This window comes from Trinickia sp. (genome assembly GCF_051953955.1).
Lineage (GTDB): Bacteria > Pseudomonadota > Gammaproteobacteria > Burkholderiales > Burkholderiaceae > Trinickia.
On sequence record NZ_JBQCIF010000127.1, the window covers coordinates 56,864 to 75,029 of the forward strand.

General features: G+C 65.4%; 17 protein-coding genes. 6 read left to right on the forward strand and 11 right to left on the reverse strand.

Annotated features, from left to right (window positions below; all coding sequences use genetic code 11):
- Positions 1 to 13: 13 nt before the first annotated feature.
- Positions 14 to 1,948 carry a SurA N-terminal domain-containing protein gene (locus tag ACTHNZ_RS24145; protein WP_440545117.1) on the reverse strand — a complete coding sequence of 645 codons (1,935 nt, stop codon included), beginning with the start codon at positions 1,946 to 1,948 and terminating at the stop codon, positions 14 to 16.
- 283 nt (positions 1,949 to 2,231) lie between these two features.
- Here ACTHNZ_RS24145 and phaZ point away from each other — a divergent pair, with 283 nt between their 5' ends.
- Both phaZ and fnr read left to right on the forward strand, forming a co-directional pair.
- Entirely contained in the window at positions 2,232 to 3,608 is a 1,377-nt protein-coding gene (gene phaZ, locus ACTHNZ_RS24150; protein WP_440545118.1) for a polyhydroxyalkanoate depolymerase, read from the forward strand.
- A gap of 294 nt (positions 3,609 to 3,902) precedes the next feature.
- Complete coding sequence (gene fnr / locus ACTHNZ_RS24155; RefSeq protein ID WP_440545119.1) at positions 3,903 to 4,676, forward strand: fumarate/nitrate reduction transcriptional regulator Fnr; 774 nt, start codon at positions 3,903 to 3,905, stop codon at positions 4,674 to 4,676.
- Between the two features lie 94 nt (positions 4,677 to 4,770).
- Here fnr and ACTHNZ_RS24160 read toward each other — a convergent pair whose 3' ends face one another.
- The 9 genes from ACTHNZ_RS24160 to ACTHNZ_RS24200 all read right to left on the reverse strand — a co-directional run bounded on the left by ACTHNZ_RS24160 (position 4,771) and on the right by ACTHNZ_RS24200 (position 13,808).
- Complete coding sequence (locus tag ACTHNZ_RS24160) at positions 4,771 to 5,619, reverse strand: ureidoglycolate lyase (RefSeq protein WP_440545120.1); 849 nt, start codon at positions 5,617 to 5,619, stop codon at positions 4,771 to 4,773.
- 124 nt (positions 5,620 to 5,743) lie between these two features.
- A complete protein-coding gene (locus ACTHNZ_RS24165) occupies positions 5,744 to 6,487 on the reverse strand; it encodes an SDR family oxidoreductase (protein WP_440545141.1) in 744 nt (247 codons plus the stop codon).
- Between the two features lie 63 nt (positions 6,488 to 6,550).
- Positions 6,551 to 7,384, reverse strand: a complete 834-nt coding sequence (locus ACTHNZ_RS24170) for an amidohydrolase family protein (protein WP_440545121.1) — start codon at positions 7,382 to 7,384, stop codon at positions 6,551 to 6,553.
- 42 nt (positions 7,385 to 7,426) lie between these two features.
- Positions 7,427 to 8,500, reverse strand: coding sequence for an aldo/keto reductase (locus tag ACTHNZ_RS24175; protein ID WP_440545122.1), 1,074 nt, complete (start codon positions 8,498 to 8,500; stop codon positions 7,427 to 7,429).
- Positions 8,497 to 9,792 carry a UxaA family hydrolase gene (locus ACTHNZ_RS24180; RefSeq protein WP_440545123.1) on the reverse strand — a complete coding sequence of 432 codons (1,296 nt, stop codon included), beginning with the start codon at positions 9,790 to 9,792 and terminating at the stop codon, positions 8,497 to 8,499. The genes ACTHNZ_RS24175 and ACTHNZ_RS24180 overlap by 4 nt, the downstream gene beginning before the upstream one ends.
- A gap of 19 nt (positions 9,793 to 9,811) precedes the next feature.
- Positions 9,812 to 10,132, reverse strand: coding sequence for a UxaA family hydrolase (locus ACTHNZ_RS24185; RefSeq protein ID WP_440545124.1), 321 nt, complete (start codon positions 10,130 to 10,132; stop codon positions 9,812 to 9,814).
- Positions 10,133 to 10,139: 7 nt separating this feature from the next.
- A complete protein-coding gene (locus tag ACTHNZ_RS24190; RefSeq protein ID WP_440545125.1) occupies positions 10,140 to 11,180 on the reverse strand; it encodes an ABC transporter permease in 1,041 nt (346 codons plus the stop codon).
- Positions 11,170 to 12,747 carry a sugar ABC transporter ATP-binding protein gene (locus ACTHNZ_RS24195; protein ID WP_440545126.1) on the reverse strand — a complete coding sequence of 526 codons (1,578 nt, stop codon included), beginning with the start codon at positions 12,745 to 12,747 and terminating at the stop codon, positions 11,170 to 11,172. The genes ACTHNZ_RS24190 and ACTHNZ_RS24195 overlap by 11 nt, the downstream gene beginning before the upstream one ends.
- Positions 12,748 to 12,845: 98 nt before the next feature.
- Positions 12,846 to 13,808: a sugar ABC transporter substrate-binding protein gene (locus ACTHNZ_RS24200; RefSeq protein ID WP_440545142.1), complete on the reverse strand. Its 963-nt coding sequence runs from the start codon at positions 13,806 to 13,808 to the stop codon at positions 12,846 to 12,848.
- Positions 13,809 to 14,136: 328 nt separating this feature from the next.
- On the opposite strand from ACTHNZ_RS24200, the gene ACTHNZ_RS24205 reads away from it, so the two are divergent.
- From ACTHNZ_RS24205 to ACTHNZ_RS24215, 3 genes are all read left to right on the forward strand, one after another.
- On the forward strand, positions 14,137 to 15,093 hold the full coding sequence (locus tag ACTHNZ_RS24205; RefSeq protein ID WP_440545127.1) for an IclR family transcriptional regulator: 957 nt from the start codon (positions 14,137 to 14,139) through the stop codon (positions 15,091 to 15,093).
- A gap of 60 nt (positions 15,094 to 15,153) precedes the next feature.
- Positions 15,154 to 15,720: a TetR/AcrR family transcriptional regulator gene (locus tag ACTHNZ_RS24210; RefSeq protein ID WP_440545128.1), complete on the forward strand. Its 567-nt coding sequence runs from the start codon at positions 15,154 to 15,156 to the stop codon at positions 15,718 to 15,720.
- Positions 15,721 to 15,962: 242 nt separating this feature from the next.
- Entirely contained in the window at positions 15,963 to 16,388 is a 426-nt protein-coding gene (locus ACTHNZ_RS24215; protein ID WP_440545129.1) for an organic hydroperoxide resistance protein, read from the forward strand.
- Positions 16,389 to 16,578: 190 nt separating this feature from the next.
- Here the strand turns inward: ACTHNZ_RS24215 and ACTHNZ_RS24220 are convergent, their stop codons facing one another.
- Entirely contained in the window at positions 16,579 to 16,908 is a 330-nt protein-coding gene (locus tag ACTHNZ_RS24220; RefSeq protein ID WP_440545130.1) for a DUF4148 domain-containing protein, read from the reverse strand.
- Positions 16,909 to 17,215: 307 nt separating this feature from the next.
- On the opposite strand from ACTHNZ_RS24220, the gene ACTHNZ_RS24225 reads away from it, so the two are divergent.
- Entirely contained in the window at positions 17,216 to 18,163 is a 948-nt protein-coding gene (locus ACTHNZ_RS24225; RefSeq protein WP_440545131.1) for a LysR family transcriptional regulator, read from the forward strand.
- Positions 18,164 to 18,166 lie beyond the last annotated feature (3 nt).

Here is an 18,166-nt window from a genome sequence, read left to right on the forward strand (position 1 = left end):
TGCGGGCTTCGCGTTACTGCGAATCGGACTGCGGCGAGCTGCCGGACGTGTCGTAGATCTTCACCTTCGAGCGCTGGCGCAGCGATGCCACATAGGCTTCAAGTTGCGCTTGCGCATCGACTTGCGCGAGCTGGCGCTGCGCGGCCGCCAAGCGCGGCGCATCGATCGGCGCCGGCGGCACCACGGCGTTGACCCGATAGATCGCATAACCGTCGTTGCCGAGATCCACGCCGACATAGGCGGGCAGCTTGCTGTCGTCGGCCTTGAAGATCGCGCTGAGCGCGAGCGGCGAGACACCCTGCGCATCGGTGCGCGAGACCTTCTGCTCGGCGCCGAAGCCGGCGGTGGATTTCGATTTTTGCAGGTCGGCCAGCTTGGCCTCGCCGTCCTTGCGCGCCAGTTCGGCCGCTTGCTCCGCCACGTACTTCGCGCGCACCGCATCTTTGATCGACGCGAGCGGCGGCGTGGCGGCCGGCTTGTAGTCGGTCACGTGCGCGGCAATGAGCGTGCTGTTGCCGACGTCGATCGCCTGCGTGTTGTTGTGATTCTTGATCGAATCGTCAGCGAACACCGCCGCGAGGAACTTCGGATTGTTGAGCGGGCTGTTCGGTGGCAGCTTCGGATTCGCCTTCGGCGTAACGGTAGCCGTCTGGACCGTCAGCTTGTACTTGTCGGCGGCCGGCTTCAGGCTCTTGGCCTGCTCGTAGACCGTCGACGTGAAGCCGTCGCTGTCGTCGCTGAACGCCTTCGTCGCGAGTTGCGTCTTCAAATCGTTGAGAATCGACGCTTTCACGTCGTCGAACGGCTTCGTCGCAGCCGGCTTGACGTCGACAGCCTTGATGATGTGGTAGCCGAACGACGAATGAACGACATCGCTCACCTCGCCTTTGTTCAGCGCCATTGCCGCCGCATCGAACGTCTTTTCACCCGTCAGCACGCCGCTCGTCGACCAGCCCAAATCGCCGCCCTTGGCAGCCGAGCCGGGATCTTGCGATTCCTTCTGCGCAATCTGCGCGAATTGGTCGGGATGCGCCTTGACCTCTGCCAGCACCGCTTCGGCCTTGGCTTTCGCCTTGGCGTCGTCGGCCGGGCTGGCCGTTTTCGGCGACGCGATCAGAATCTGGCTCACGCGCACTTCGCGCGGGGTCGTGTAATGGGATACGTTCTGGTCGTAATACTGCTTCGCCTCGGCATCGGTCGGGGTGGCTGCCGTCGCAAGCGTGGCGGGCGACAACACGAGGTAGTCGATCGTGGCCGTGGCAGGCGTCGCGAAGTCGGCGTTGTGAGCCGCGTAATAGCTCGCGAGCTGCGCATCGGTGGGCTGCACCTTCGACGCGTAGTCGCTCGCATGGAGCACGAGCCCCTGCACCGAACGCTGCGCTTCGGCGAGCTGAGCGATGCGCAGCGCCAACGACTTCGGCGTGAACGCGCTCGATTCGATGCTTTGCGGAATCTGCTCCAACGCCAAACCGTAGCGCACGCGCTCGTCGTATTGCTCAGGCGTCATGCCCTGCATCGCGAGCAGCTGCTTGTAACGATCGATGTCGATCGAGCCGTCCGGCTTGCGCAGCGACGCGACGACCGGGTCCGAGAGCAACGCGCGGCGCACGGCGTCGTCCGATGCCGTCAGATGCTCGCGCTGTGCTTCGTCGGCCAGCACACGCTGTTGAATCAGGTTGTCGAGCAGATCGCGGCGGCGCGCGGGCGTGTCGAGCGCCTTGGCGTCGAACTGCGCACCGAGGAACTGGCGCGCTTGATCCAGCTGCTGACGCATCGCGTCGTCGAATTCCACCCGGGTGATCTTGTGTCCGTTGACGCTCGCGACGTTCGCACTTTCGTCAAAAAAACCGCGGAAGCCTTGTATACCTAGGACGCCCAGCCCCGGCACGATGACGAGGACGAGCATGAGCATCATCAGGCGCTGATGGTTGCGGAAGAAATCGAGCATGCGTGATCGGTTCGTTGGACAAAAACGTCCAATAGTACAACAGGTGCGACCCGACTCGGCAATTTGGACCGGTCGAGCAAGCCCCTGGTGCAGTTCGAGCACACGGTATGGCCGCCCGGATCGATTGCGCAGGGTTGCAAGTTGCAGTCGCCGGTCCGCACAATAGCCAAATCGGGAAAACGGCCGTTCGCGCCGTGACGCGAGGCCCCGAGGCTCGCCTGCGCCCGCGGCCGCACGACGGGCCGACCCACGGTGCCGCGCCTCACCCGAGCCGGAGGCCACCATGCTCTATCAATGGCTAGAAGCGCAGCGTGCACTGATGCGCTCGCTCGACGCCTGGACGGCGCTAGCCGGCGCACCGTGGGGCGCTGTGCCGGACGCTCCGGCCAATTGGCGCGCCGGCGCGCCGGACCTGCGCGATGCACGCTGGGCAAGCGTCGCGCTGCCGGGCTGCGACTGGCTTTACCGGCTGCTGCAAGCGACGCCCGAGCCGCCGCCATTCGCGATCGAATCGGTGCGGATTGCCGGCAACGCCGTGCCGGTGAGCGAGGCCGTGGTCGATCGAACGCCGTTTTGCGCGCTGCGCCGGTTCAGGCGCGAATTCGGTGCCGGAGCGGCCGAACACCGCGGCGCGGCACACCGATCCACCGCTCCCGCCTCGCGCTCGCGCGGTCGAACGGCTGCAGCCGCGGCTTCCGACGACGAGACCGACGCGCAACGATCGCCCTGCGTGCTGCTCGTCACGCCGCTGGCCGGACATCATGCAGTGATGCTGCGCGAGACGGTGGAGACACTGCTCGAAGACGCCGACGTCTACGTCACCGATTGGGCCAACGCGCGCGACGTCGCGCTGAGCGAAGGCCGCTTCGGCCTCACCGACTATGTGCTCGTGGTCGAGCGCTGCTTGCGCGCGCTCGCCGAGCACGGTGTGCACATGCTCGCCGTTTGCCAAGCGGCCCCGCCGGCGCTGGCTGCGTCCGCCTTGGCGGCAGCCTCCGACGCCAAGCTCGCGCCGCTGAGCGTGACGCTGATGGGGGGACCGATCGACACGCGCTTGCATCCGACGATGATCGACCGCGTTGCGGCGACGCACGGCCTCGAGTGGTTCCGCCGCACCGTCATCGATGTCGTGCCGCCCGGTTATGCCGGTGCTGGGCGGCGCATCTATCCGGGGTACGTGCAGCACGCGGCGATCGTAGCAGCGCATCCGCATCGTCAGATGGCGCTGGAGTCGCGCTACTGGACGAGCCGCGTCTCGGGCGATGCCGGCGCCCTCGCGGCCAGCCTGCGCGCGCTCGAGGAATATTCGGCCGTGCTCGACATGGACGAAGAGTACTTCCTGGATACGTTGCGCATCGTTTTTCAAGAGCAGCGGTTCCCGCGCGGAACGTGGTCTGTCGGCGCGCGCCGCGTGATGCCGGAAGCGCTGACGGCGACGGCGCTTTGCACGGTGGAAGGCGATCGCGACGACATTACCGGCGCCGAGCAAACGCACGCGGCGCATGGCATTTGCTCGGGCGTGCCCGAGCAGATGAAGATGCGGATCACCGTCGAGGATTGCGATCACTATGATTTGTTCACCGGGCCGCGGTGGCGCGAAGTCGTGCATCCGGCTCTGAAGGCGTTTCGCAGAAAAAATGCTCGCCGGGCTTGCCGATAGACACCGTGCCTGCACGAGGGCTACGGGCGCCCGTCATCGAGGTGAGCGATGCCTAGCCGGCCGAGGGCGGATCGAACGAGACATCAACGTGCGTCATCGTTTCCGTCGCCCCGCCAGCCCCGGCAAGCAAGAAACTCAGCCACGATTCGATGTAGGAAAATCCTTACAAAGCTTCCAAAACGCTTACCTCACTTTCATACGCCGCCGATTTTCTTCTAGCGCCGGACCTTCGATACTGCGACACAACAAATGGCACTTTGCGGCGCCCTGCCGCGCAGTTGCCTAGGAGGTCGTATGTTCAACGAAGCAACCTTCGCGAACGATATCGCGGCGGCATCGGTAGGAGCCTCCGCCCGTACGAGCGGCGACGCAGCAGGCAGCCGCACGGCGCAGCACTGCGCCACCTGCTCGATGCGCTCGGCCTGCATGCCCCAAACGCTGAACGCTCAAGAACTCTCGCGCTTCGATTCGATCGTCAGCGCGACGCGTCTCGTCAAGCGCGGGGATGCCATCTACCGCGCCAACGATCCGTTCCAGAGCATTTATGCGATCCGCTCCGGCTCGTTCAAAACCGTCGTCCTGCATCGCGACGGCCGCGAGCAGGTCACGGGTTTTCATCTGGCGGGGGAAGTGCTCGGGCTCGACGGCGTCTGCACCGAACGCCATAGCAGCAACGCGATCGCCATCGAAGACAGCAGCGTCTGCATCATTCCCTATGCGTTGCTCGAAGCGATGTGCGCGGAATCGAAAAAGCTGCAGCAGCAAGTGCTGCGCATGATGAGCGGCGAGATCGTCCGCGAATCGTCGCTGATGATGCTGCTCGGAACGATGAGCGCCGAGCAGCGCGTCGCCTCCTTCTTGCTCAATCTGTCGAGCCGCATGCAAGCGCGCGGCTACTCGGCCGCCGAGTTCAATCTGCGGATGACGCGCGAGGAGATGGGTAACTTTCTCGGCATGAAGCTCGAAACCGTGAGCCGCATGTTCTCGAAGTTCCAGAGGGACGGGCTGCTGCAAACGCACGGCAAGCGCATTCGCATCGTCAACCTGGACGCGCTCGGGCGCGTCTGACGCCCGAGGAGCAGCCAGCCCGAAGAGAAGGTTCCGCGCCCACGCGGCTCGGCAGCGGTAGCGGCCGCCAGCCGTGCACGGGCGCGCGTAGCGATTACTCGGCTTGCACCGTCCGTTGCCGCTGTTCGCCCAGGCCCGCGATTCCGAGGCGCATCGTCTGCCCCGCTTTCAAATAGACCGGCGTTGGTTTGATGCCGAGCCCCACGCCGGGCGGCGTGCCCGTCGAAATGACGTCGCCGGGCTGCAAGCTCATGCAGCGGCTCAGATAAGAGACGACCTCGGCGACGCTGAAGATCATCGTCCGCGTGTTGCCGTTCTGATAGCGGTGGCCGTCCACTTCGAGCCACAAGTCGAGCTGCTGCGGATCGGGCACCTCGTCGCGCGTCACGAGCCACGGCCCGATCGGGCCGAACGTGTCGAAGCCCTTGCCCTTGTCCCACTGGCCCCCGCGCTCGATTTGCCATTCGCGCTCGGAAACGTCGTTGACGACGCAGTAGCCGGCCACGTAACCGAGCGCATCGGCCGCCTCGACGTTCTTGCAGGTCTTGCCGATCACCACGCCAAGCTCCACTTCCCAATCCGTCTTCGTCGAGCCGCGCGGAATTTCGACGTCGTCGTTCGGACCGACGATCGCGCTCGTCCATTTGTTGAAGACGACGGGCTCCGCCGGCACCGGCAGGTTCGATTCGGCCGCATGATCGGCATAGTTGAGCCCGATGCAGACCATCTTGCCCACGCGTCCGACGCACGCGCCGATGCGCACGCCGTCGGGCACGCGCGGCAGCGTCGACGGATCGACGCCGCGCAGGCGCGCGAGCGACGCATCGCCGAGCACGTCACCGGCGATGTCGTCGACGACCGACGACAGATCGCGCATCACGCCGTCGGCATCGACGAGCCCCGGCTTTTCCTGGCCCTTCGGGCCGTATCGAAGAAGTTTCATCCTAGTGTTCCAATCCCGAAGATAGCTAACGCATCAATCACCAAGCCACTCACCAAGCACCGCGGCGCTCGCGACGCACTGCTTGCTCCACTGTGCTTCGTGCCTCTTTACGCCTCTTTATGCCTCAATTCGACCACCCGCCGTCGATCAAGTGAATCTGCCCGGTCGTGAAGCCGGCCTCGTCGGACGCGAGGTAAGCGGCCAGCGCCGCGATTTCCTCGGGCCGGCCGATGCGCCCCATCGGCTGACGCGCCACGAATGCCGCCTCCACTTCGGCCACCGGTTTGCCTTGCGCCTGCGCTTGCTCGGCAATGCGCGCACTGAGCGAGGGCGACGCCACGGTCCCGGGGCAAATCGCATTGCAGCGGATCCCCCGCGTGACGAAATCGGCTGCCACTGACTTCGTGAGACCGATCACGGCCGCCTTCGTCGTGCCGTAGACGAACCGGTTCGGCACGCCCTTGACGCTCGAGGCCGCCGACGCCAAGTTGACGATCGAGCCGCCGCCGCGCTCGAGCATGCCGGGCAGAAACGTCCGTATTGTGCGATACATCGACTTGACGTTGAGATCGAACGCGAATTCCCAGTCTGCGTCGTCGCACTCGAGCACCGAACCGGCGTGCACGAAGCCCGCACAATTGACGAGCACGTCGATGGAGCCGACCGACTCGGCCAGCGCGGCGATCGCCGCACCGTCGCGCACGTCGAGCAGCCGCGTGTCGAACGGTGCGTCGGCAAGCAAGTCGAGGCGGATGTCGGTGGCGATCACGCGCGCGCCCTCTTGCGCGAAACGCTCGGCGCACGCGCGGCCGATGCCCTGGGCCGCGGCCGTGATCAGTGCCGTCTTGCCGGCCAGGCGCGTGGAAATGGGCTCGGGGAAGTTTTTGGCGGTGGCGGTCATTCTTTGCGAGGCTCCGTCGATAAAAGACATTCAAAGACCATAGCAGGCTCGTGCCGTACCGCCGAACAGCGCGGCACGCTCATGAGGCTTCAGATGCTCGGCAAAGCGCATCGCGCACGCGTGCCAGGCAAGATAGCCGCCGTTCATGTCGACGACGGGCCAATCGCTGCCCCACATCGCACGCGCCGGGCCGAAATGTTCGACCAGGTGCGCGAGGTACGGTTCGAGCATCGAATCGGTGCACGGCGTTGCCGCTTCGGTCACCAATCCCGATATCTTGCAGAAAACGTTGGGCAGCGCCGCGAGTTCCGCAACGTGCGCGGCCCAGGGCTGCCAGCCCACCGCGCCGTCGGCGATCGGCGGCTTGGCGCCATGATCGAGGACGATCCGCAAGCCCCGATGGCGTCGCGCGAACGGCAGCAGATACCGTAGATGGCGCGTGAGCACGAGCGCATCGAACACCAGGCCGCGGCGGCTCAGCGCCTCGATCGCGGGATCGAGTTCCGGGCGCGCGATCCAGCCGTCGTCAGGCAGGTCTTGGAGCATCGGCCGCACACCCCTGAATTTGGGCTCCCGTGCGAGCTCGCCGATGAGCGCGGGGGCGTCGGGATCGTCGAGCGGCACCCATCCCACGACGCCCGCGATCGCCGCATCGTCGCGCGCCAAGTCGAGCAGGTAGCGCGTTTCTTCGAGCGTGGGCGCGGCTTGGACGACGATGCTGCACCGCACCCCTGCGGCCTGCGTGAGCGGCCGCAGATCTTGCGGCAAAAAATCGCGGTAGAGCGGCGCGAGCGCCGGCGTGAGCCAGCCGTAGTCCCCGCGAGCCGGTTGCCAGAAGTGCTGATGTGCGTCGATCGTATCCATCGTGGGCGGTTTCGGTCGATTACGCGTGCAATGCGCCGTCGGTCAAGCGTCGGGAATCGGCGCACGCGGGTCCAACAACCCCTCCGCGCGCAAGGCCTGCCACAGCGCGGGCGGAATCCGTGCAGTGAACGCCGCGACGTTCTGCAACAGCTCCCCGGGATTGCTGGCTCCCGTCAATACGCTCGCGACCGCCGGGTGCGCATAGGGAAAGCGCAATGCGGCGCTCGGCAGCGGCACGCCGTGCGCATCGCAGACGGCCTCGATCCGAGCCACGCGGTCTATGACGTCGGCCGGCGCTTCGCCGTAGTTGAACTTGAGCGCGCTGGAGCCCTCGTTCGGTGTCTCGCGCAAGTGTCGCACGCCGCGCGCAAGGATGCCGGAATTGAATGCCCCGCCGACGAGAATCGACACGCCGCGCCGTTCGCACTCGGGCAGCAGCGCGTCGAGCGTGCGCTGTTCGAGCAGCGTATAGCGGCCCGCGAGCAGCGCGCAGTCGATATCGAACTCGCGCATGGCGTCGAGCACGGCGGCTTCCTCGTTGACGCCGAGCCCCACCGCGCCCACGGCACCCGATGCGCGCAACGCATCGAGTGCCTTGAACCCACCCTCGCTCAACTGGCGCCAGTAATGCGCGTTGCGCTCGCCGTGCGTGAACGTCCCGATGTCGTGCACGAGCAAGATATCGATGCGCGCGACGCCGAGCCGCTGCAGGCTGTCGTCGAACGAGCGCAAGATGCCGTCGTAGGTGTAGTCGTAGACGGGCGTGAACGGCAGCGGATGCGCCCAGCCGTCGCGCGGCGCGCGGGCTCGATCGCCGCGGTCGGGCTGCATGAGCCGGCCGGCTTTCGTCGACAGTACATACGCGCCGCGTTCGCGCTCGCGCAGTGCCGCGCCGACGTAATGCTCGCTTTTCGTATAGCCGTAGTAAGGCGCCGTGTCGAACAACCTGACCCCGGCGTCCCAGGCGCAATCGATCGTGGCGCGCGCATCGTGCTCGCCGACGTCGCGATACAAGCCTCCGAGCCCCGCGCAGCCCAAGCCGAGCGAAGTGACTTCGATCGCGGTGCGGCCAATGCGCCGCGGCAAGCCGACGTCGGCAACCGTGCCGGCGCTCATGCGTTCACCCGTACGGCCGTTGCCGGCACGATCGGCAGGCAGCCCGGGCCGATCGGCTCGAACGCCTTGTAGGTCAAGATGAATTCCTGGTGGCCGAGCATTTCCGACTTCGACCGAACGCCGCGTCCGACGGCCATCGTCAGATCGAAGATTTCTCGCCCGACTTCGTCGAGCGAGGCGCGGCCCTCCAAGATCCGGCCCGCGTCCACGTCCATGTCGCCCGACAGATTGCGGTACGTGGCCGGGTTCGCGCACACTTTGATCACGGGCGAAACCGCCGAGCCGACGACGGAGCCGCGCCCCGTCGTGAACAAAATGACGTGGCAGCCGCAAGCGATGAGCTCGCCGATCTCGGCGTTGTCGCTGATGTTCGGAAAGCCGAAGCGCGGTTCGCCGTCGGGCACGACGTCGAGCAGGTAAAGACCGCTCGTCGGCGGGATGTCGCCGGGCTTGACGATCCCGACGATCGGGGATGCCCCGCTTTTCGCATAGGCGCCGAGCGATTTCTCCTCTTGCGTCGTGAGGCCGCCGTCCGCGTTGCCGACGGCGAAGCTGCCGTGGCCCATGATCGTGTAGTAGCGCGCGGCCTTCTCCACGCAAGCGACGATCGCATCGCCGAGTTCGGGCCGGGCGGCGCGCGACTTCATGTGATATTCGCAGCCGACGAGCTCGCCCGTTTCCTCGAATACGCACGCCGCGCCCTGCTCGATCATCGCATCGAAGGCGCGGCCGACGGCCGGGTTCGCCGTGATGCCGCTCGTGCTGTCGGAGCCGCCGCATACGGTGCCGACGATGAGCTCGTCGAGCCGCATCGGCACGGGCCGCATCGCGGCGAGCGCGGCCCGCGCCTGCCCGACCCATTCGACGCCGCGCGCGATCGTGCTGCGCGTGCCGCCCGTTTCCTGAATCGTCAACACTTCGACGGGCCGCCCGCTTTCGCGCACGATGTCGGCCAGATGATGCTTGTTCATGCTCTCGCAGCCGAGCGAAACGAACAACACCGCTCCGACGTTCGGATGTGTCGCGATGCGCGCGAGCATCTTCTGCGCGTACGCGTTCGGGTAGCAGCCGGGAAAGCCGATCAAATGCACGTCGGGCTGCGCGTCATGCGCATCGGCCACGTCGAAGTCGTCGTCGCCGAGCCGCGGAGCGAAGTGCGAGACGATCGCACTCGCGACATGATGCGCGCACTCGACGAGATAAGCGACGGCGACGACGTTGCGGATTCCCTTGCGCCCGTCGCTGCGCGCATAGCCGAGAAGCGGCGCGGAATCGGTGTGGATCTCGTTCATGAACGTTTCGCCGAAAAAGTCAGGAGGCATCGTCCTCGACGTAGGCGTGGCCGGCGTCGAGCGTGTACGTGGGCAGATAATCGCTGACGAGGTTATGCGTGTGCAGGTGCTCGCCGCGGGCCACGTCGCTCGTGACGTGGCCGATCGGCGCGCCGTAGCGCAGAACCTTGTCGCCGGCCGGCAACCGATGCCGGGCCAGCTTGTGCCCGAGGGGGATCGTCGTGCGCAGCGTCACCGTCTCGCCTTCGATCGCGAGCGCGGTGCCGGACTCGAGCGTCGTGGCCGCGATGAGGCAGTTGTCGTCGGGAGAAAGCAGCAGCAGCCTGGGATCGAGTGTCATGCTCGCGTTACTCCTGGCTGCCGGCCACGCGCGCGATCATCAGCGAGCCGAGAATGATGGCGCCGTAGATCGCCTGAATCCAAAACGACGGGACCTGCGCCAGCGTCAGCAAGTTCTGCACGACGCCGAGCAACAGCACGCCCGTGAGCGCGCCGAACATCGTTCCCTTGCCGCCGTCGAGCGAGATGCCGCCGATCACGGCCGCCGCGAACACGGTGAAGATCATCCCGTTGCCTTGATTGGCGTTGATTGCGCCGACGTAACCGGTCACGATCAAGCCGCCGATCGACGCCAGCGCGCTGCCGAGCACGAACACGCCCCATACGACGCGCTCGACGCGTATCCCGGCGGCACGGGCCGCTTGCGCATTGCCGCCGATCGCATACAGCGCGCGGCCGATGCGGTGATAGCGCAGCATGAACGCGGCGCAGGCAAAGGCGGCCGCGGCGAGCCACACCGACAACGGCAGGCCCAGCACGGTGACGGTCGCCAACGCGAAGAACGACGGCGGCATGTCGAACAACGTCCCGCCCTTGGTCGCGCCGACGAGCATCCCGCGCAAGACGATCAGCATGGCCAGCGTGACGATGAACGCGTTCAAGCGGAGCCGCACGACGAGCAGGCCGTTGACCCAGCCGATCAGCGCGCCGATGACGACGATGACGAGCAGCCCGGCAAGTGGCGGCCATTGCCAGCCGAAGCCGCTCGACGCGGCCGGCATGACGAGCATGGCGCCGAGCGCCGGGGCGAAGCCCACGGTCGATTCGAGCGACAAGTCGAACTTGCCGACGATGATGATCAGCGATTCGGCCAGCACGACGAGCGCGAGCGCGGCCGATGCGCCGAGGACGCTGACGAGATTGGCCCGCGTGAGAAAGCTGGGGCTGACCCACGCGCCGATGACGATGAGCAAAGCGAGCGCCGGTAGCAGCGCCAAGTCGCGCCAGCGCGCCAACTCGATACGTGCGCCGCGCGCATGAACGCCCCCTGCGACGGCGAATCCTGCCGTGCGGGCCTGCGGCCCCGGGCTCGACAAACTAGGCTTCATTGAGATCGACTCCTTCGATCGATGCGATCAATTCATGGTCTTGCCATCCGGCCGCGAATTCGTCGACGATGCGGCCGCGAAACATGACGAGCACGCGGTCGCAGCCGCGCAGATCGTCGAGCTCGCCGCTGGCGACGATGACCGCGCGCCCCTCATCGCGCGCACGCTCGGCCATCGCGAGCAACGCTTCCTTCGATTTCACGTCGACGCCGGCCGTCGGGTCGATCAGCACGAGCACGCGAGGATCGGTCGCGAGCGCCCGCGCCATGACGACTTTTTGCTGATTGCCACCCGATAGCCCCGACACGAGCGCGAGCGGCCCCGGCGCCACGATGCCGAGCGAATCGATCGCCTCGCGTGCGAGCTTCACCTTGATCGAGGGCCGCACCAACCCGAAGCGGGCGATGTGGCGCACGAGCGTCATGGTCGCGTTTTCGGCGATCGACTGCGTGAGCACGAGCCCTTCCCGATGCCGGTCCTTCGGCACGCAGCCGACCCCGGCATCGAGCGCGGCGGGCACGTCGCCGTAAGGCAGCGCGGTGCGTGCACCGCCCTCGCCCGACGACACGCGCACGGCACCCGAATGCGGCCGGCGCAGCCCCGCGATCGCCTCCGCAACACTCGTGCGTCCGCTGCTCGTCGCGCCCGTCAGCCCGACGACTTCGCCGCGGCGCACGTTGAACGAGACATCCTCGAAGTCGTCGCCACTCAGCGCGGCCACTTCGAGCGTGAGCGGCGCATCGGCAAGCGGCGCTCGCCGCGAGGCATCGGCGCACGCGACGCCGCCCGCCTCGCCCGTCATCGCTTCGATCAGCGCCTCCCTCGGCAAGCGGTCGACGCGCGACGTCAAGATACGGCGGGCATCGCGCAAGACCGTGACGGCTTGGCAAATCTCATAGACCTCTTGCAGGTGATGCGAAATGAAGAGGAACGTGACGCCTTCGCGCTGCAGTTCTTCGATGCGGCGAAAGAGCCGCTTGATCTCGTCGCCGTCGAGTTGTGCGGTGGGTTCGTCCAGGATGATGAAGCGTGCGCCGTGCGAAAGCGCCCGCGCGATTTCGACGAGTTGCCGAGCCTCGACGCCGAGATCGCCGCAACGAGCGTCCTCGCGGACGTCGATATGCCAATGATCGAGCAATGTCCGCGCTTCGCGCCGCATGGCCCGCCAGTCGATGATGCCGCGCCGCGCCGGCTGCCGGTTCACGAAAAGATTCTCGGCCACGCTGAGCTCGGGGATGACCGTCGAGTGCTGATACACGCACGCGACGCGCTCGCGCCACGCATCGCGATCGGCGATCGGCGGCGCAAGCTCGCCGCCGAAGCGGATTTCACCCTGGTCGGGCTTGCGCAGCCCCGTGAGCAACGAAACGAGCGTCGATTTGCCGGCGCCGTTGCGGCCCACGAGCGCATGCGACTCGCCGGGCATGACGCGCAGGCTGACGTCGGCGAGCGCCGTCGTCGAGCCGAAGCGCTTCGTTGCACCGAGCGCCTCGACGACGGGAACCGCCGCGCGCCCGGCAGCTTCGCCCGATACACCGGCTTCGCTAATGAGAGGAACGACTGCCATGTCGGCTCGCTTCAATCCAGAAGGGTTCGATGGCCGGTATGCGTGGGCCGATGCCCGCGGCAACGCAGTTGCGCACGCATGCCGGACGGCTCGATCGATCACTTGAGCGTGTTGCCCCAAAGGTTCTTGTCGTCGACGTTCGCCTTCGTCACGAGCGGTGCCGGCAACTGATCTTCGAGAATCCCGGGCGCGAGCTGGATGATCGTGCTGTCGTGATCCGTCGGACCGGGCTTGAAGGTCTTGCCCGCGAGCGTTTCCTTCATGTACCACAGGCCGTATTTCGCGTAGCTGTCGGCGGGCTGCGAGACGGTGGCATCGATCTCACCCTTGCGGATCGCGTCGAACTCCTGCGGAATGCCGTCGTTGCTGACGATGACGATATGCTTCGGATCGCCGGCCGGGAACAGCATGTTCTTGCGGCGCAGCGTCTGGAGCGTGGGCGACAGATAGACGCCGCCCGCTTGCATGTAGATGCCCTTCACGTCCGGGTTCGCCGTCAAGAGGCTATCGAGCGCCGATGCAGCCACGTCGCCCTTCCATGCGGCCGGAATCTCGAGCACCTTCAGCTTCGGATAGTGCGTCTTGATGCAAGAGCGGAACGCCTCGGAGCGGTCGCGGCCGTTGACCGATGCGAGGTCGCCCATGATCTGCACGACCTTGCCGGCGCTCACGTGATCGCCGATGTACTTGCACGCCTTTTCCCCGTAGGCGCGGTTATCGGCGCGCACCACCATGGCGACCTTGCCCTGCGTCGGCGCGACGTCGACGGCCACGACCGGGACGTGCTTGGCCGAAGCTGCGTCGAGCGCACGGCTGATGGCAGCGGAATCGAGCGGGCCGGTCACGATGCCTTTGACGCCCTGATTGAGCAGGTTGTTGATGTCGGTGATCTGCTGCGCCGGGTCGCCGTTCGAATTCACGGGCGCGAGCATGTCGAGGCCCAACTGCTTGGCGTATTGCGGCAGATAGTTGTTGTACGCCTGCCAGAACGGCGACGTCAGCAGCGGCAAGTTGGCGCCGATCTCTGCCCCTGCCGCATGGGCGGCCGGCGCGCCGATCATGCCGAGCGCAGCCGCCAATGCGACGGCCCCGCGCCGTACGCGCGGCGAAACACCACGGACTGCACGAACTGCACACTGCCCGGCGTCAACCGGTTCGATGCTCGATGTCATAGTCGTCTCCTGGCCCAATCCGGCGTTCAGCGCTGCTTGGGCTCCATGCTTCTCGGTGATGCGTCGGTCAGACGCAACGCAAGGGGACGGATGATCCGTCCTGATCTTATGGTCCTGCGATGGCTTCGATATGCTGCGGGTTTCGAGCAACCGGATGCGACCGGGAGTGCATCGCCCCGCGTGCGTTGCTCGCCTCCATCAATCGGTGCATTGATTCATGGATGAACTTATTATTCATATACGGACGATCCGCCGTCAAGTGCGGCGCTCGCCGGTGTTTTCCCTTACTGACTTTGCAACGCATGAGACGACCCCGCCCGTGAAAGCCTCCAAGACACCGAATTCAAGCGACGCAGCCCCCGAGGCCGCGCTCGACGAAGCCGAGCGCTACCGTGCCCCCGCGCTCGACAAAGGGCTCGATATCCTCGAGCTTTTGTCCGAGCAAAAGGACGGGCTGACGCGCGCCGAAATCATGAAAGCGCTCGGACGCAACGCCAGCGAGATCTACCGGATGCTCGAGCGCCTCGTCGCCCGGCAGTACGTCGTGCGTTCCGCGGGCGGCGATCGGTACTCGCTGAGCCTGAAGCTGTTTGCGCTCGCGCACCGTCATCCCCCGATGAATCGCTTCATCACCGCGGCGCTGCCCGTCATGCAGGCGTTCGCCGACGAAGCCGAGCAGTCGGTCCATCTGACCGTCTACGACCGCGGCAACTTGCTCGTAATCGCCCAAGTCGACGGTCCGGGCACGTGGGGGTTGTCGATCCGGCTCGGTTCGCGGGTGGGGTTGATCGATACCGCTTCGGGGCAGATGATGCTGGCGTTCCAAAGCGACGCCGAGCGCTCGCGGATGCTGGCCGAGCATACGAAGGTCAAGGGCGAAATCGCGCTCGATCATGCCGCGCTCGCTGCGACGTTCTCGGCAGTCCGCGCACACGGACACTTGCGCAAGGACAGCGCGCAGACGTTCGGCGTGACCGACGTGACGTTCCCCATCCTCGGCCCTTCGGGACACGCAGTCGCTGCGCTGACGACACCGTATATGCGACGCATCGATGAGTACGTGGCCCCTTCGCTCGACGACGTGACGGCGATGCTCGCGGCAGCCGCCGTCAAGTTGTCCATGCACGAAGATCCTCGGCCTCATCCCGCGCCGGAGGCGAGCGCCGCAGACTGACGGCATGCGTGTCGCACAAAGGCCTTGACTATCTACCTATCAGTAGATAAAGTGCGCATCATGGAAACGACGAAGACGGTGCGCGAGCAGATCCTCGATCATGCGATCACGCTCATGATGCTGCGCGGCTACAACGGGTTCAGCTATCGGGACTTGTCGGAGCTCGTCGGCGTGAAGACTTCGAGCATCCACTACTACTTTCCGTCGAAAGACGATCTGGTGCTCGAAGCCGTTCATGCCTACACGCAGGAAGTGCAGAGCGCGGTCCAAACGATCGACGCCGCCTTGCCGGCCGAAGGCAAGCTCGCGAAGTTCGCGAAAATGTTCGGCCGCACGCTCGGCGATGGCGATCACATCTGCTTGTGCGGCATGCTCGCGGCCGATATCGAAACGTTGCCCGAGCCCGTTCGCCTCGCCGTGCAAGCGTTTTTCAAGGCGAACGAGACTTGGCTCGCCAAGGTCTTCGCCGAAGGCGCGCGCGACGGTACGCTGTCGACGAGCGCAAAGCCCGAGCAGGCGGCGCGCGCGTTTTTCGCCGCCTTGCAAGGCGCCGGACTGGCCAGCCGCTTGTTTCGCGCGCGGAGCCGGCTCGACGAGGTCGAAGCATCGTTCAAGTTGTCGAAGTGATGCCGTAAAAGCAGGGCCGGGGCGCATGCGCGCCCTTTTAATCGGTTCGGCCGTCTACCTTCTGATAGATAGATTTATTGATGGAATGGATGGATCGCCGACCGCGCAGTACGAAGCACGCAATCGTTGAGCAGCAGCGAGTTTTTCCGAAGCAACCGGCAGTTTTACGTGAATGGCCTATCTTCTACCGGGTAGGCCGCCCCAACCAACGTCGCTACACCTTCCCTGATAGGAGCCACACCATGTCGATCGAAAAAGTTCTCTACCGTGCCCATGCTCGTGCAACCGGCGGCCGCGACGGCCGAGCCGTCGTGCCCGACAGCGGCCTCGACCTGCGTTTGACGACGCCGCGCGAACTCGGCGGCGCGGGCGGCGACGGTGCGAACCCCGAACAACTGTTCGCGGCGGGCTACAGCGCGTGCTTCATCGGCGCGATGAAGTTCGTGGCGGCACGCGACAAGATCGCCCTCCCGCAAGACGTCTCGATCGACGGCAGCGTCGGCATCGGCGCGATTCCGAACGGGTTCGGCATCGAGGTCGAACTGAAGATTGCGCTGCCGGGCATGGATCGCGCCGCCGCGCAAGCGCTCATCGAAAAAGCGCATCAAGTCTGCCCGTATTCGAACGCGACGCGGGGCAACATCGACGTGACGCTGACGCTCGCTTAATGCCGACGTGATGCGCTGACGTGATGCCCGTTTGGCGTACACAGGAAAAAAGCCCAGGCCGCGATGACCTGGGCAAACACCACCGGGAACCCCAGCGGCTCGGAGACGATTCGACGGCGGGTTGGCCGCGACGAATGGGCGATGCACGTAAGGTGCCTCGCCCATTGCGTTATCGCTTCAGTACCGGTGCTTAATTGTGTTGATAGACGGGCGGCGAATAGCTGCTCGCCGCGCCGTTCGTCACGCTGCGGCCCGATTGCGTCGTACCTTCGACGCTGGGCCCATAGCCGCTCGTATCCGCTTGGGCAATGCCCTGTTGTGCGGCGACACGCTGCTCGGCGGCTTGAATGTTGTCCGGATAATGCATCCAGTCGCGCGGGTTGTAACCGGCGCGCTCGACACGCGCCAAATCGGCGCGCACTTGTTCGCGCGTGAGCGGTTGATTGGATTGAGCGAACGAAGAAGCGAGGGGCGCGATAAGCGCAACGGCGACGGCGATTTGCTTGATGAGCGAGTTCATGATGACGACCTCCGACTACTGTTTTAAGGAGCTGCGAACACGGTCGTGTGCAGCAGGTGAATGCAGTGTAGGCTTAGGGTCTTCCCGGATAAATACGTAAATCCGGAATTCATTGGTGCCGCTGGGATAACAATCGGCAGCTGCCGGCTGGCACGTTTGCGGCCCGAGGGTCGGCCTGGCCGATCACTGCGCATGGCAATCGAACGTCGCGCAGTCAAGCAGTCGAGCAGTCGAGCAAGCAGGCCATCGCATCGGACATCGGACGATCGCGTTGCCATAGAAAAACGATACGTAAGGGAGGTGGGTCATGGACCGCTTCTTTGCAATGAAGGTGTTCACGCGCGTCGTGGAGTCGCGCAGCTTCGTCAAGGCGGCCGAATCGCTGCAACTCGCCGCGCCGCAGGTGTCGCGCACGGTGCAAGCGCTCGAAGCGCATTTGGGCGCGCGTCTGCTCAATCGAACGACGCGCAGCATCAGCGTCACGGATGACGGCGAGGCCTATTACCAGCGCAGCATCCGCGTGCTGGCCGAAGTCGACGAAATGGAGGCCGAGCTCACGCATGCGAAGCTGAGCCCGAAGGGGCGGCTGAAGGTCAATCTGCCGGCGCTCGTCGCGAAGCTCGTCGTCATCCCCGCGCTTCCTGATTTCTTCGAACGCTATCCCGACATCGAGATCGAGATGGGCCTGAGCGACCGTCAAGTGGACATCGTCGAGGAAGGCGTCGATTGCGTGATTCGGACCGGCGAGCTCGAAGATTCCGGCCTCGTCGCGCGCCGCATCGGCAACATGCGGCGCATCACCTGCGCTTCGCCCGCCTATCTCGAGAAATACGGCGAGCCCAAGACGATCGCCGATCTGCGCGATCACATCGGCGTCAACTACGTCTCGAGCAACACGGGGCGCGTGCGCAGCTGGGATTATGTCGTCAACGGCGTCGTCGAGACCGTCGATATGCGCGGCCTCATTGCCGTGAACGACGTCGACGCCTATATTTCATGCGGCCTGCACGGGCTGGGCCTGCTCAAGAGCGCGACTTTCCCGCTCGCCCAATACCTCGAAACGGGCGAGCTCAAAGAAGTGCTGACGGATTACTGCTCGCCGACGCGGCCCATTTCGATCATGTACGCGCGCAACCGGCACATGCCGCGCAAAGTGCGCGTGTTCGCCGATTGGATCGCGGAAGTCTTCGCGCGCGTGCCGTACATGCAAGAGACGAACAGCGCGAAGACGAACGTGGGGGCGCAGGCGGCTTGAAGC

Coding starts and splice junctions, on each gene's coding strand:
- ACTHNZ_RS24145 (WP_440545117.1), bottom strand. CDS start 1,948: ATGCTCGATTTCTTCCGCAACCATCAGCGCCTGATGATGCTCATGCTC.
- phaZ (WP_440545118.1), top strand. CDS start 2,232: ATGCTCTATCAATGGCTAGAAGCGCAGCGTGCACTGATGCGCTCGCTC.
- fnr (WP_440545119.1), top strand. CDS start 3,903: ATGTTCAACGAAGCAACCTTCGCGAACGATATCGCGGCGGCATCGGTA.
- ACTHNZ_RS24160 (WP_440545120.1), bottom strand. CDS start 5,619: ATGAAACTTCTTCGATACGGCCCGAAGGGCCAGGAAAAGCCGGGGCTC.
- ACTHNZ_RS24170 (WP_440545121.1), bottom strand. CDS start 7,384: ATGGATACGATCGACGCACATCAGCACTTCTGGCAACCGGCTCGCGGG.
- ACTHNZ_RS24175 (WP_440545122.1), bottom strand. CDS start 8,500: ATGAGCGCCGGCACGGTTGCCGACGTCGGCTTGCCGCGGCGCATTGGC.
- ACTHNZ_RS24180 (WP_440545123.1), bottom strand. CDS start 9,792: ATGAACGAGATCCACACCGATTCCGCGCCGCTTCTCGGCTATGCGCGC.
- ACTHNZ_RS24185 (WP_440545124.1), bottom strand. CDS start 10,132: ATGACACTCGATCCCAGGCTGCTGCTGCTTTCTCCCGACGACAACTGC.
- ACTHNZ_RS24190 (WP_440545125.1), bottom strand. CDS start 11,180: ATGAAGCCTAGTTTGTCGAGCCCGGGGCCGCAGGCCCGCACGGCAGGA.
- ACTHNZ_RS24195 (WP_440545126.1), bottom strand. CDS start 12,747: ATGGCAGTCGTTCCTCTCATTAGCGAAGCCGGTGTATCGGGCGAAGCT.
- ACTHNZ_RS24200 (WP_440545142.1), bottom strand. CDS start 13,808: ATGATCGGCGCGCCGGCCGCCCATGCGGCAGGGGCAGAGATCGGCGCC.
- ACTHNZ_RS24205 (WP_440545127.1), top strand. CDS start 14,137: ATGGATGAACTTATTATTCATATACGGACGATCCGCCGTCAAGTGCGG.
- ACTHNZ_RS24210 (WP_440545128.1), top strand. CDS start 15,154: ATGGAAACGACGAAGACGGTGCGCGAGCAGATCCTCGATCATGCGATC.
- ACTHNZ_RS24215 (WP_440545129.1), top strand. CDS start 15,963: ATGTCGATCGAAAAAGTTCTCTACCGTGCCCATGCTCGTGCAACCGGC.
- ACTHNZ_RS24220 (WP_440545130.1), bottom strand. CDS start 16,908: ATGAACTCGCTCATCAAGCAAATCGCCGTCGCCGTTGCGCTTATCGCG.
- ACTHNZ_RS24225 (WP_440545131.1), top strand. CDS start 17,216: ATGGACCGCTTCTTTGCAATGAAGGTGTTCACGCGCGTCGTGGAGTCG.